This window comes from Polaromonas sp. (assembly GCF_016185115.1).
GTDB lineage: Bacteria > Pseudomonadota > Gammaproteobacteria > Burkholderiales > Burkholderiaceae_C > Polaromonas.
Genome location: NZ_JACPOF010000015.1, coordinates 712,339 through 726,429, shown reverse-complemented (window position 1 = coordinate 726,429; position 14,091 = coordinate 712,339). Strand labels below are relative to the sequence as shown.

Here is a 14,091-nt window from a genome sequence, read left to right as displayed (position 1 = left end):
GGCCGCCATCAACATCCTTTCACCATATAACTCATGGACCCAGAGCGCGCCACCGGCGCTCCGTTACCCGCTTTGACCCATTGCCCGTTGAGCTGAAATGGGGAGTCGCAGTTTCGGACAGCAATCACTGCGACACGGTCGCCGACCTTGATGCGTCTCTCAAGAGAGAAAAACTGTCCGGTTGGGGGCAACTCAACCCGAACGACCTGCCCCCTTAGTTCCTGGATCACGACAAGGGAGCCTGCGCTTAGAAAGCTGGACGACTCAGCAAGATCTGGCAGGGGAGAAGGCACTGCAAGTGAAGCAGCGGTTCTGATACTCAACTCCGCATGAGGTTGCCCAAAGTAAGCCTTGGTCACAACTCCTTCTATCCACACTGGTTTGGAAAGGTCATATCGACCATTAAATCCGTGATGCGCCCAAGCAGTAGGCATGCATACCAGCAGAAAAAAGGCATTCCACAGAAATGCTTGAGGAAATCTGGAAGTCATCCGCTTCACTCCTAGGTGAGATGCCGTCGCTCGGGCTAGCAACGTTAGCGGTCGAATCTTAGAGAGCTTGTGGTTCCAAGGGAAGTAGGCACTGCATAGCGCCTCAGTTACCTCAAAGTAACCACCCTTTTCCAAGGTCGAGGCAGTCGCGTCAAGCTTGCTCACCGACCTCTCGAGAAAGCTATTGACTCGGTGCGGTTGTAACAGGCAGGTTTCGTAAGAGATACCGAGACGGTTGCTTAAGCGTCTTTCAAACGAACTTCTTGCGCATATCGCAGCAATCGATTGATGCACAGCAGCGCGGGCTTTGATACTTGCGTTCACCCCGAATCAACAGATCCATCCTTGGATACCTTCGAGGCGACCTTATTTTCCTATATCAAAAGAAGGAGACGAAGTATTCATGGCCTATTTATCAGCACTATCTGCCCGCCGTTTGGCGATGCTATTCCTGTTTTTTGCGGGGACTTACTTCGGCGTGACCGCGCAAGTGAACGCGGAAGCCCCAATGTTGAAAAAACAGGGGCCTGGATACTACAGGATGATGCTCGGCGACTTCGAGGTGACCGCACTCTTGGACGGTACCCTTGATCTTCCCGTAAACAGATTGCTCAACCACATTGAAGGCCCAGAGGTCGACAAGGTGCTTGCGGCTCAGTCCCTCAAAAGCCCATTGGAAACCTCTTATAACGCCTACCTTGTCAATACAGGTGAAAAACTGGTCCTGATAGATACCGGCGCGGGCAATTTGCTTGGTCCTACCTTGGGCAATATGCTGCAAAACCTCAAAGCAGCTGGATACTCGCCAGAACAGGTCGATGAGGTGTATCTCACGCATATGCACAACGACCATATGGGTGGTCTCATGACCGGCGGCCAGCGCGCGTTCCCAAATGCCATTTTGCGCGCAGACAAAGGCGACGCCGATCACTGGTTTTCGGCAGAGGAAATGGAAAAAGCGCGTCCCGGCCAAAAAATGTTCTTTACTGGCGCACAAGCTTCCGTTAGCCCATATATGAAGGCAGGAAAATTTTCAGCCTTCGAAGGAAATTCGATGCTTGCAAAGGGCATCCGATCGGTGGTGACTCGTGGGCACACACCGGGCCACAGCGTTTATGTCGTCGAAAGCAAAGGTCAGAAAATGGTCATCCTGGGCGACATGATGCATGTCGCTGCCATTCAATTTGAACGACCTGTTGTTGGAATTCAATTTGATAGCGATAGCAACGTCGCCTCCGTGCAACGCGCTAGCTTGTATGAACAGGCGGCCAATGACCAGGCAATATTTGCCGCATCCCATGTATCTTTTCCAGGCTTGGGTCGGGTCAGAAAAAACGGCACTGGATACGTATGGTTGCCGGTTAACTACTCAGCGTTGCGCTAACCACCTGCCAACTCAACCTGGATAGGCCAGGCACTGGGTTGGCCTTAAAAACCACAAGCTCCCACTATGGGAGTTGCATTGCCCAGAAGGAATAGTTACATGAGCGCACATCCCCAATTCAGAGGGCATATGCTAATCGGCGGCGAACTGGTCGCCAGCGGATCCAATAAATGGCTCGAATCGGTAGACCCCTCCACCGAAGAAAAGATTGGTGAATTTCCCGCTGCAGACGCACAGGACGTCAACAAAGCGGTCTCAGCAGCCGATAACGCGCAACCAGCCTGGGCGGCACTGGACATATCGCAGAGGGCCAAATATCTGCATCAACTCGCAAAACGTATCAGAGAGCGTGGGGACGAGCTTCTGCACACTGAGGTCCTCGACACTGGAAACACCATCACCCCAATGAGGGGTGACATCGAAAATGCCGCCTGGCAGTTGGAATGGTACTCGGGACTTGCGACGGAAATGAAAGGCGAGACTGTTCCAGCCACCACCAAAAATTTGCATCTGACGGTTCGGGAGCCGTATGGAGTTGTCACTCGCATCGTCCCTTTCAATCACCCCCTGATGTTTGCTGCCCGGGGAATAGCGGGGCCACTCATCGCAGGTAACACGGTCGTCATCAAACCGCCAGAAACCAGCTCTCTTTCATCATCGATTCTTGCCGAACTTTGTCAGGAAGTTCTACCTCCTGGGACGGTCAATATTGTCACTGGCACAGGCATGTCGACCGGTGATGCGCTGGTCAGGCACCCCCTGATCAAACGTATCGTTTTCACTGGCTCGGTGCCGACCGGCATGGCCATCCAGCGGTCTGCAGCCCAAGTGGGCGTGAAAGAAATTACGCTGGAACTGGGCGGCAAAAATGCCTTTATTGTTTACCCCGACGTGGACATTGAAAAGGTGTCAAACGCCATTGTGGCGGGGATGAATTTTGGATGGTCGTCACAATCGTGCGGCTCAACAAGCCGGGTGATGATTCATTCGTCGATTTACAAGCAAGTCCTGCACGCAGTGACCGAACGCGTGGCACAGATAAAGCCCTGCAATCCGATGGATCCCAAATCACGCATGGGACCCATGAACTCCAAGCATCAGCTTGACCGGGTGAATGCCATGATTGCCTCCGCCATCAAAGAGGGGGCCACCCTGATGACCGGAGGTAAGCGGCCAGATGGCAAAGATTTCGAAAAGGGTTACTGGGTCGAGCCAACCGTTTTCTCGGACGTTCAGCCCCAAATGACAATTGCCCGGGAGGAGATTTTTGGTCCAGTACTCGCGGTTTCCAGTTGGGATGACGAAACCCAGGTCATGAACGTTGCAAATTCGCTTGAGTATGGATTAACGGCGTCGATATGGTCGAACGACATAACCAGGGCTCTTACAGCAGCCAGAAAAATTCAGGCCGGCACTGTATGGGTTAATGGCGTGGGTACCCATTTCAAGGGTACGCCCTACGGGGGTTATAAAAACAGCGGTATTGGCAGGGAGAGTTGCATGGAAGAACTTCTGAGCTATACAGAGGTCAAGGCCATCCAGATCCTGCTTTAAACGGTATGGGAGATGTAGGCTTAGATCAAGCTACATCTAGAATTCGGATGGACTCAACGACACCATGAAAAACCGCCCATCTGAAACTCAAATCGATCCCGCAGCAGCAATGCTTAGGCGGGACGAGATGGGAGGTCTGGTAAAAGGGCTTCGGCTCATAGAGGCGTTCGATTCCGCGCACACCAGGATGACCTTAAGCGAAGCGGCAAGGCGCGTGAATATCACCCCTGCCGCCGCCCGTCGTTGCCTACTCACACTTTGTGCATTAGGTTACGCAAATACCGACGGCAAACTGTTCTGGATGGGTCACGGTGCATTGCGGGTCGCCTACGCATATTCGGCATCAACCCGGCTTCCTCGAATGCTGCAACCGACTCTGGATGCTCTCTGCGAGCGTACAAGAGAGTCCGCCGCTCTTTCAGTACTCGATGGGAGCGTGGCTGTTATCGCCGCCCGCTCTAGCGCACGCAGAACCATGCGAGTCGGCACCGGTATAGGCTCGCGCCTACCTTTGTATTGCTCCTCGGCAGGCCGCGCTCTGATGGCAAATATGCCGAGAAGCACGTGGCTCGCATTGGTTCAATCCAGACCCATGGAGGCGATGACTGCAAATACCGAGACGACGGTTACCGGCCTCGCAAGAATGCTAAAAGAGTGTCAGGAGCGAGGATATTCAACCTGTGACGAAGAAATTGAATTGGGTGTCCGGTCGATCGCCGTGCCGCTCTACGATCTTCACGGCACTACTGTCGCAGCGATCACCCTGTCGACGCGAGCTGAACGCATGACGATTGCCGAGTTGGTCACAGACTGCCTGCCAGCAATGCTCAGAGCTCAGGAATGGGCGAAAACACGTATGCACTGATCACCGGCTGAGATTTCTCAGATCTCATTCAGACCAAATTTCCGATCCATTTGGGGCGCACCACGCGCATCAACTCTACTCATAGGCTTCCCAGCGGTCTTTACGAACTTCATTCCTGCGCATATCGCACGAATGGGTTGTCTGTCTCCTCTGATAGTTTGACACTGCCCGGAGTCACTTCAACAACGTGGCTGAGTGTTCAAACGAAATATTGGGAAATAAGGCAGCGATGTTGGAGCAAACATTTGACTACGTCATTGTGGGGGCAGGAACCGCAGGCTGCGTGCTTGCAAATCGTCTAAGCGAAGATCCGGAGGTAAGGGTTTTGCTGCTCGAAGCTGGGGGCAGAGACACGAATCCCCTGATTTCGATTCCATTGGGCATGGGGAAGATGCATGAACACAACATGCACGACTGGGGCTATGAAACGGAACCAGAGCCACAACTTAACAATCGCCGGCTGGAAGCCATGCGAGGAAAAGTCCTCGGAGGAAGTTCGTCGATCAACGTCATGGCCTACACCCGGGGACATAGAAACGACTACGACAACTGGGCCGCCAACGGAGCACAAGGCTGGGGCTATGAGGATGTGCTTCCATACTTTCGAAAAAGTGAGACATGGGAAGGCGGAGCAGATAAATTTCGCGGTGGTGAGGGCCCCGTCGGAACACAGTTCGCTCGAACAAAAGATCCCATTTTCGACGCCTGGATGACGGCAGGTGCGCAAGCTGGATTTCCTGTGACCACCGACTACAACGGAACTCAGCAGGAAGGCTTCGGACGAAGCCAGTACACGATTAAAGACGGACGACGGTCATCCTCATCCAGGGCATACCTTGCTCCCGCCAGGCACCGGCGAAACCTCGTTGTGATTTCCCGGGCGCACGTTCTCAAGGTAGTGATGCGAGGTAACAGGGCCGTAGGTGTTGACTACATCAAGAACGGCCAGGTTCATGCCCAAGCGTTGAAAGAAGTGATCCTTTCGGCAGGAGCCTTCAACTCTCCCCAGATTCTCATGCTTTCAGGCATTGGGTCACCGGAAGAACTTGGCGCCCACCAAATCAAAACCGTGCTCGATCTGCCGGGTGTTGGGAAAAATCTGCAAGACCATTTAGGTACATGGATTACATGGCGTCGAAAGTCGCCAGGGGCATTTCATGGGGAAATGCGCTTTGACCGAATGGCCCTGAGCATGATCCGAGCTTACTTGCTTGGAACCGGGCCAGGAACGACCGTACCCGGCGGCCTGCATGCCTTTGTCAAAACCAATAGTGCGCTCCAAGTACCAGACATTGAGTACATGTTTCACACCGTACCGCCGCAAAGAAAACTCTGGTTCCCGCTGATTAGCCCACCGTACCAGGATGGATACGCCATACGGCCAACACTTCTGCATCCAAAGAGCCGTGGAACCATCAAACTCAGATCGGCAAATCCACAAGACTCCATGCGGATTTCGTTTGGATTTTTCGCCCACTCCGAGGATCTCACTGGCCTGCGCCGCGGATTCCGCCTAGCGCGCGAAATTGGCAATCAATCAGCCATGAATTCATACAGGGACATCGAAGTTTCACCGGGTCCGGGCGTGCGAAGTGACGATGAAATTGATGACTACATCCGCGGAACAGCTTTGACCGCCCACCACCCATGCGGTACATGCAGCATTGGCGACAGCGAACTGGCAGTGGTTGACAGGAATCTCAAAGTCAGAGGCGCTGAAGGTCTTCGTGTTGTAGACGCCTCGGTAATGCCGACGCCGGTTTCCGCACATCCTAACGCCTGCGTCTTCATGATCGGCGAACGTGCAGCAGAACTCGTCAAACAAGCAGCTTGACAGGCAGTACAAAGCAACAAATGAAACTACCTCTGACTATTGCGATTGAAGAGCACTATTGGGATGACGAATTGGCCTCACATTTCGTCGGCTCCGAAGGAAGCCGCGCCGGGCCGATTGAGAAACGGCTACGGGACTTTGGCGGGGAGCGTATCAGCGATATGGATCGAGCTGGTATCGATCTATGCATTCTTTCTCACGGAGCGCCATCGGCACAGAAAATATCGGCCGATATCGCTGTCCCTTTGATTGAAGGCGTAAATAACCGCCTTGCGGTCGCAGTCGCTTCCAATCCCACGCGGCTGGCTGCGTTTGCTGCTTTACCAACTGTGCTTCCAGCAGCAGCTGCGGATGAGCTCTCACGTTGCGTAGCCATGGGCTTCAAGGGCGCAATGTTACATGGGATGTCCAACGGAGAATTTCTTGACCACAGGAAGTTCTGGCCCATCTACGAGCGTGCAGAACAGCTGGACGTGCCTATATACCTGCATCCCGCACTCCCACATCCTGCAGTTATGGATGCGTATTACAAAGACTATCTGACCGACTATCCAATGCTTGCCAGACCTGCTTGGGGATACGCAGTGGAGACTGGTACGCAAGTAGTACGACTGATTTTGTCAGGCGTCTTCGAGAAGTACCCAAATCTAAAGGTAGTACTTGGACACCTAGGTGAATCAGTGCCCTTTCAACTGTGGCGACTGGACCAAGCGCTATCCAGGCCAGGTCAGAAGTCGGTGAAGTTTCGTGAAATATTCACAAACAATTTTTGGGTCACGACCAGCGGATTCTTCTCAACACCGGCACTCATGTGCTGCGCCATGGAGCTGGGAGTAGACCGAATCATGTTTGCGGTGGATTGGCCTTTCGTATCAGACAGTCAGGCCGGAGTTGAGTGGATGAAAACCGTACCTCTTTGCGCCGAAGACAAAGCAAAGATTCTCAGCGGCAATGCCGAGCGCCTCTTCAGGCTGTAGTACACAAGCCCAAATCGAACGTTAATTCTTAAAGGAGACACTATGAAACTCGTACACAAACTAGCGGCAGTTTTTCTATTGGTCTGCGGACCGTCGTTTGCAAACGCACAAGCCAAATATCCTTCCCAGCCCATACGTTTGATACTTCCCGCACCCGCTGCCGGTTACTACGATCGCGTCGCAAGAATTCTGGCTATGCACCTCGCTCAATCTTTGGGCCAACCTGTCGTCGTGGAAAACAAGGAGGGAGCTAACGGCGCCATTGGCGCTGCGTTGGTGGCAAGGGCTGCGCCGGATGGCTACACGCTAATAATGGGTGCAATCGGACCATTCGGAATAGCGCCCAGCTTGAGCTCCAAGCTTCCCTACGATGCGGTGCGCGATTTTTCCCCTATCGCGCTGGTGACAACGATGCCCAGCCTTTTGCTTGTTAATGCCAACTCGACATTCAAGTCCACCAAAGATTTTGTGGGTACAGTCAAGTCAAGGTCGGCATCCACTCTGTACGGCAATTTCGGTGTGGGTACATCGTCCCACCTTGCGATGGAGCGGTTCAAGACGGCCACTGCAACTAATCTGGAGGGCGTCGCCTACAAAGGCTCTGCGCCGGCCATTTTGGCCTTGGCAAACGGGGAAGTGGAAGTTGCCTTTGGGAATGTCCAGGATGCATTGCCATTCATCCGTAGCGGGAAGATCAGAGCCCTTGCTGTCGCGGCGAAGAACCGGACCGGCGCATTGCCCGACGTTCCTACACTGGCTGAGGGAGGCGTAACCAATGTCGAGTCTTCCAATTGGATTGGCTTACTTGCGCCGGCAAAAACACCTCCAGCGATCATTGAAAGACTGAATGTGGAAGTCAACAAGATCTTGCGCGATCCGGAAGTCCGCAAAAAACTGGCTCCTTCCAGCGAACTTGAAGTGCTTGGCGGCACTCCTGTACAGTTTCAGCAATACATCGGATCTGAAATTTCTCGCTGGAGTGAAGTTGTCAAAACCGGAAACATACAAAAAGACTAAGCGCAAAAATTCTACGGAGCCAATACAAGACGTCCGCAGCCGACCCCTCATCAGCGGGAGTGATGTTTCGCCACCTCGCATACACCTCCCAGATACATCAGGAAAGCGGCCGGCAGAATTTTCCAAACGCCCTGTTCTGGACAATGACCTTGATCAGGCAGTTCCATACCTTATAGCCAGGGCTGGGATACGTACAGGTCAATCGTTTTCCCTGGAATTGCGGCGGTATAAGTTGACCTTGACAGAATGGAGAGTGTGTTCAACTTTAAGCCATCGTCCTGGGCAAAGGCTGTCGGAAGTTGCGTTGAATACCTCTACAGAGCAGTCCACGCTGTCGAGAGTCGTGATGAGTATGGCCAAGCGGGGATTGCTCGTGCGAGATCGGTCAGCAGAAGATGCAAGGGCAATCGCCATCAGCCTGACACCCAGTGGAGTGGAGCTTACTCAGCGACTGATCCCGCTCGCGCAACTGTATCAGCGGGTGTTGCTTAAAGGCTTCAGTGCGCTGCAGACGGAACAGCTCAAAGACATGCTCCGGACCTTGTACCGAAATACGTCACTTCTAGACGAAAGTTGACGAGCATGGCTCCTTCACCCCCGAAGCCTTCCAAGTCCACTCAGTTCATTTCTGCATTCGCACGTCTATACCGTCCCGGTGAATCACCAGCCCAGTTTCTAAAAGCGCGAGAAAACGCTTTTTCGGATGCATAACCGGTGTTGGCTGCAACTACTGAAACCATGTCACCTCTCGCAAGAAATTCTGCGGCGCGCGAAAGTCGCACCTCGGTTTGATAGGCCATTGGTGATTGACCAATCAATTCTGCAAAACGCGCTGCGAATCTTGAACGTGACATGCCAATAGCAGTTGCCAGAGACTCGACTGTCCAATCCACGCTGAGATCGCGGTGGATTACCAGTAAAGCCTTGCCGATTTTTGGATCGCGAAGAGCGTCATACCACCCTCGCGCCAGCTGGCATTGGCCAGAAAAGTGTGCTCTAAGCGCCTGCACAAAGATCACTTCTGCCAACCTGCAGATTGCGATATTCCAACCTGGCGCGGCCTCCTTTGCCTCATCGAGAAGGGTTTTGAGCGCGGCCCCCAGATTGGCGAGCATGGGACGGGCTGTAGCGGAAATATGGATAACCGCAGGTAGTCCTGCGAGAAATGGCGAGCGATCAAAATCCCGAAATACCAATATTCCCCCGACGATGGTGGTGACTTCGCCCTCGCCGCCAAAAGTCATCGTTCTTACATCCAGCTTCTCCTGGCTTGGCGACACCCATTCTTGTAAACCCAACCTCGAAAAACCTTGACCAATTGAAACAACGGGAGCCGACCTATCGGAGGCCATAACGTGCCGATCGCCATGTGGAAGCAAGACAAGATCACCCGGTTCAATGCGTAACCACTCACCGTCAGCGACCTTCAACCAATATGGCTGCCCCTCCGCAACCCGGAAGGGAATGCCTTTGACGTCGGTTTTACCGATAGCAAAAGGAGCGGAAAGCCGAAAACAAAGCGCCAGAGCTGCACTGGCGTGCATTGAATCAAGAATGGCTGAAAGAGGATCCATGAATCCACTCTATGTGATTTCCGCCCAACTGGAATTAAGGTAAGCCCGAATCGGTCTCCACTATTGAGACTGTCTGCAACCTTTTAGGGACTCTGAGCGGTATACCCAACCGCCGAGGTCAATTAAAGTTGCGCGCCAGACAGTCGGGCGACGAGATCACCGCCACTGCCTCTGCCAACTCAAAGAGCGCACTCGGCTCGGATCAGCAACAAATTCTGGCCACTTAGCCAGTAAGCGGAACAAAATGAAAACCTTATTTCAGTGCACCCTGGCGGCAGCGCTATTGATCAATATTTCGGCCACCTCTGCACAGCCTACAGCCAAGCCCCCAATCCTCATCGGCCAGACATATGTCAAGACCGGGCCTGTTTCAGTGCTTTCGTTTGAGCCCATTATTGGCATCAAGGCAATGCTCCATTCTGTAAATTCTACGGGTGGCATTAGAGGTCAACTAATAGAGCTTCAGCAGGCTGACGACGGTTTTGATGCGATCAAAGCCGGAGAAAACGTCAAGAAGCTTATGCAAAGCGGTGCTGTAGCCATTTTGATGCCGATAGGCACTACCTCCGCAGAGGGTGCCATCAAGGCTGCGAATGAATCGATGATTCCTCTTGTGGGTGCGTATAGTGGCGCCGAATCAGTCGCGAAATTCTCGGAATATGCATTTCCTGTTCGAATCAGCGCGGACCAGGAGTATGACCGCATTGTTCAGCATCTCTTCACCATAGGTCAAACGCGGATCGCTTTCGCTTACAACGATGACAATCCTGGCGCAAAGGCTGGCATGGAGAGCACAAAAAAGGCAATCGAAATACGCGGGCAAAAATTATTGGGAAGCGTTTCAGTGAAACAGGATGGTTCCGATGCCACCCCCAAGGCTCAAACGCTTGCAGCGCTGAAACCGAGCGCCATCATCATGGCGTTAACAAACCCCCTGTCCGCGAAATTCATCCCTGCTTACAAAGCAACCGGGGCCGAATCACGCCTATATTCCTCATCATTTCTGAACGGTCGGATGCTTGCACAGTCCATTGGGAAAGATGCAGCGGGGCTTGTTGTATCCCAAGTTGTCCCCTATCCCTGGGCATCTACGCTGCCAGTTGTTTCCGAATACGCTGATGCGATGAAAAAAGCAGGCCAACCGGATCTGAGCTATGCCAGCTTTGAGGGATACCTCGCCACAAAGATCCTGGTCGAAGCCTTAAAGCGCTCTGGAGACAGTCCGACTCCGGCGAAAGTGAAACGAGCGCTTGAATCTTTCACAGAGGTGAACCTCGGCGGCATTTTCGTAAGGTACTCGACCAAGGAACATGCTGGGATAGGCTATTCCAGCCTCTCAATGCTCCGGGAAAATGGTAGCTTCCTAAAGTAACCAACGAGCAACAGATAGCCCACGGCAACTGGGGCCGCCTCAATTCATACCCTCATTCCCCGTCCGGTGACGGCAATGCATCTGGCTGGTGGACCTTTCGCATTACCAAGAAACCACCGCATCTAAAAGTAAGTAATGCACTTGGCTCGCATCGCGCATACGACCACATATAGGTGATACCCCCGGCGTATCACCTGCGGTTCTTTTTCATCTCTGCACTTTCATCTGATGTGAATAACATCCGCCCGGGACTTTCAATGTGGCGATGCTGCCCGCATGCGAAGGTCTTTACCCAAAGACAGAACAACCCCAGCGACAAGCTGACGGTGTAGTTCCAGAAGGTACTCAAGCAATTATTAAAACAGGAGACAAACCCGTGACCAAGTTCAACTTGAATGGCAAGAATGTTGAATCCACCCAGCCGCCAGATACCCCGCTTTTATGGGTAATTCGCGACGAGCTCAATATGAAAGGCACGAAGTTCGGTTGCGGTATGGCACTCTGCGGCGCATGTACTGTTCATCTCAACGGTGAGCCCACACGATCCTGCGTTCTTCCCATTTCTTCAATTGAAGGGCAGCGAATCACGACGATTGAAGGCCTTTCCCCCAATGGTGATCACCCGCTGCAAAAAGCTTGGGTGCTTGAACAAGTCCCTCAATGTGGGTATTGCCAGTCCGGCCAGCTGATGACTGCAGCTTCCCTTCTAGCAAAGAACAAGAAACCAACGCGCACCCAGATCGTCGAGCATATGGCTGGGAACATCTGCCGCTGCGGTACCTACAACCAGATAATCGCGGGCATTGAACGCGCAGCGAAGGAGGCATGAGTATGCTCGCCATATCAGATCGCCCTTCCAAACACGGGGTCTCACGCCGCCACTTCCTGCTGTCGTCTGGTGCATTTACCGTCTCGGTTTCCTTCGGTGCCGCAATCACAAATTTGGCTCAAGCCCAAAACGGCGCAGTGAGGCCAAACGCCTGGGTTCAAGTAGGCACTGATGGGATCGTTACCATCTATTCCCCGGCTGCTGAGATGGGTCAGGGGGTGAAGACGGCCATGCCCCTCCTAGTTGCAGAAGACATGGACCTTGACTGGTCCAAGGTCAAGATTCTTCAAGCCCCCTCAGATCCCAAAAGCTTTGGCAATCCCATGTTTGGTGGTGGCATGTTAGCTGGTGCCTCCAGAACCACCCGCGGTTACTATGAAATTTTGCGGCTGGCCGGCCTGCAGGCACGCGAGCTGATGCGTTTCAACGCTGCCAAAAAATGGGGAGTGGCTGTAGCCGAAGTGACGACAGAGCCCCATTTCGCTGTCCACTCAGCCACTGGCCGCAAGATGTCATACGGGGAAATAGCAACTTTTGCTGAAGTTCCTGCAGACTTTCCCAAGCCTAAGCGAGAACAACTCAAACCTCCCTCTTCTTTTCGACTCATCGGAAAGGACACTCCTCGCGTCGACGTTCCGGACAAGGTTGCCGGAAAAGCCAGCTATGGAATCGATGTCAACTTGCCTGGGATGGCATATGCGAGCATATTGCGAGCTCCGGTTCAGGGTGAAAAGCCGGTTCGAATCGAAGATGCGGATGCAAAAGCGATTCCAGGGGTTAAGCTGATCGTGCCGCTTACATATGGCGTAGGCGTGATTGCCGATACATATTGGGCTGCGCTGAAAGCACGTAATTTGCTGAAAGTAGATTGGTCCTCAACTGCCAAGGCCAGGACCTACACCTCGCAAGACGTACTTGCGGAGTACAAGAAAAGGGCAGCGCCATCCGAGGAGAAAGGCGTCGAATATGTGAAGCTGGGCGACGCAGATGGCGCCATAAAAACAGCCCACAAGGTTATCCAGGCGAGCTATACCTCCCAGCATGTCGCTCACGCCTGCATGGAGCCGGTCAACAGCACAGCCTTGGTCTCTGGGGACAGACTGGAAATCTGGGCCCCGACACAGTCGCCCACTTTTGCTCTTGGCGCAGCTGCCCGGGCAGGCTTCAAGGCAGACAAGACAATCGTGAACACAACGATGCTTGGCGGCGGCTTTGGCAGAAAAACTGAGGATGACTTTGTTTTCGACTCGATTGTTCTTGCCGCAGCCATTCCTGGCACGCCCGTCAAGGTGCTATGGACCCGTGAGGATGACATTAGGAGCGACAAGCTCAGGCCGCTCATTGCTCAGCATCTGACCGCCTCAATGGATGACAAAGGCAAGGTCATGTCGTTGCAGCACCGGATCGTTGGCGAATCGATCTACGCTCGTGCAGCGCCTCCAAACTTTGAACGAGCCAAAGGCTATGACTCGCCCGTTTGTGAAGGCGCGGACATCATCACTTACGGTGTGCCAAACCGTTCACTCAGCTACTTCCGGGAGCAGCGCGGAGTGGATGCCGGCTTCTGGCGAGCCATCGGCCCTGGCTATACGAAATTCGCCATTGAAGGAATGATGGATGAGCTGGCGCTTGCAGCCAAACAGGATGAGGTGGCATTTCGGATTAACCAGTTGACCGGCCAGCCAAATGCAATTGGGGTCATCACGACTGTTGCAGAGATGTCTGGATGGAAAAAGCGCAGGCCACGAGGCAGAGCGTTGGGGATTGCGTACTCAGACGCGTGGGAAGGCCACGTGGCTCAAGTGGCAGAGATCTCGATTGATCGGAAAACAGGAAGAATCCGGGTACACGACGTATGGTGCGCGGTTGATCCCGGAATCGCTTTGCAACCACGCAATGTGGCTGTTCAGATGGAGTCAGCCATCATGTACGGTCTGTCTGCCCTCTTGGGGGAGAAAGTTACCTTCGACAAGGGCGTGCCGCAGGCTTCGAACTTTCATGACTATCCCATACTACGCATGAACGAGGCACCACGTGTGCACGTCAAGGTTTTGCAGTCCGGCGGTAAGCCTAGTGGCGTGGGCGAAGTTGGCTTGCCACCTATAGCACCCGCTGTGGCCGGAGCAGTCTTTAAATTGACCGGCAAACGATTGAGAGATCTCCCGTTCGAGCCGTCCTTGCTCAAAGCCTAAAG

12 protein-coding genes are annotated in these 14,091 nt (G+C 53.3%); 10 read left to right on the top strand and 2 right to left on the bottom strand.

Annotation, left to right across the window (positions count from 1 at the left end; all coding sequences use genetic code 11):
* Positions 1-8: 8 nt before the first annotated feature.
* Positions 9-491, bottom strand: a complete 483-nt coding sequence (locus tag HYX42_RS09910; RefSeq protein ID WP_293402346.1) for a DUF6152 family protein — start codon at positions 489-491, stop codon at positions 9-11.
* A 403-nt stretch (positions 492-894) separates the two neighbouring features.
* Here HYX42_RS09910 and HYX42_RS09905 point away from each other — a divergent pair, with 403 nt between their 5' ends.
* The 7 genes from HYX42_RS09905 (at position 895) to HYX42_RS09875 (ending at position 8,699) form a co-directional block, all read left to right on the top strand.
* Positions 895-1,875, top strand: a complete 981-nt coding sequence (locus tag HYX42_RS09905) for an MBL fold metallo-hydrolase (protein ID WP_293402344.1) — start codon at positions 895-897, stop codon at positions 1,873-1,875.
* A 99-nt stretch (positions 1,876-1,974) separates the two neighbouring features.
* A complete protein-coding gene (locus tag HYX42_RS09900; protein ID WP_293402342.1) occupies positions 1,975-3,429 on the top strand; it encodes an aldehyde dehydrogenase family protein in 1,455 nt (484 codons plus the stop codon).
* A 64-nt stretch (positions 3,430-3,493) separates the two neighbouring features.
* The gene (locus HYX42_RS09895) at positions 3,494-4,294 is read left to right on the top strand and encodes an IclR family transcriptional regulator C-terminal domain-containing protein (protein ID WP_293402340.1); all 801 of its coding nucleotides are present in this window, start codon (positions 3,494-3,496) and stop codon (positions 4,292-4,294) included.
* A gap of 229 nt (positions 4,295-4,523) precedes the next feature.
* Positions 4,524-6,128 (top strand): GMC family oxidoreductase N-terminal domain-containing protein, encoded by a 1,605-nt coding sequence (locus HYX42_RS09890; protein WP_293402338.1) that lies wholly within the window; start codon positions 4,524-4,526, stop codon positions 6,126-6,128.
* Positions 6,129-6,148: 20 nt separating this feature from the next.
* Positions 6,149-7,105, top strand: a complete 957-nt coding sequence (locus HYX42_RS09885; protein ID WP_293402336.1) for an amidohydrolase family protein — start codon at positions 6,149-6,151, stop codon at positions 7,103-7,105.
* 42 nt (positions 7,106-7,147) lie between these two features.
* A complete protein-coding gene (locus tag HYX42_RS09880) occupies positions 7,148-8,122 on the top strand; it encodes a tripartite tricarboxylate transporter substrate binding protein (protein ID WP_293402334.1) in 975 nt (324 codons plus the stop codon).
* Positions 8,085-8,699 carry a MarR family transcriptional regulator gene (locus HYX42_RS09875; RefSeq protein ID WP_293402332.1) on the top strand — a complete coding sequence of 205 codons (615 nt, stop codon included), beginning with the start codon at positions 8,085-8,087 and terminating at the stop codon, positions 8,697-8,699. Before HYX42_RS09880 ends, HYX42_RS09875 begins: the two co-directional genes overlap by 38 nt.
* 40 nt (positions 8,700-8,739) lie before the next feature.
* Here HYX42_RS09875 and HYX42_RS09870 read toward each other — a convergent pair whose 3' ends face one another.
* Positions 8,740-9,696, bottom strand: coding sequence for an AraC family transcriptional regulator (locus tag HYX42_RS09870; protein ID WP_293402330.1), 957 nt, complete (start codon positions 9,694-9,696; stop codon positions 8,740-8,742).
* 244 nt (positions 9,697-9,940) lie between these two features.
* Here HYX42_RS09870 and HYX42_RS09865 point away from each other — a divergent pair, with 244 nt between their 5' ends.
* From HYX42_RS09865 to HYX42_RS09855, 3 genes are all read left to right on the top strand, one after another.
* Positions 9,941-11,068 (top strand): ABC transporter substrate-binding protein, encoded by a 1,128-nt coding sequence (locus HYX42_RS09865; RefSeq protein ID WP_293402328.1) that lies wholly within the window; start codon positions 9,941-9,943, stop codon positions 11,066-11,068.
* A 376-nt stretch (positions 11,069-11,444) separates the two neighbouring features.
* Positions 11,445-11,897: a (2Fe-2S)-binding protein gene (locus tag HYX42_RS09860; RefSeq protein WP_293402326.1), complete on the top strand. Its 453-nt coding sequence runs from the start codon at positions 11,445-11,447 to the stop codon at positions 11,895-11,897.
* Positions 11,898-11,899: 2 nt separating this feature from the next.
* Positions 11,900-14,089, top strand: coding sequence for a molybdopterin cofactor-binding domain-containing protein (locus HYX42_RS09855; RefSeq protein WP_293402324.1), 2,190 nt, complete (start codon positions 11,900-11,902; stop codon positions 14,087-14,089).
* Positions 14,090-14,091: the final 2 nt, after the last annotated feature.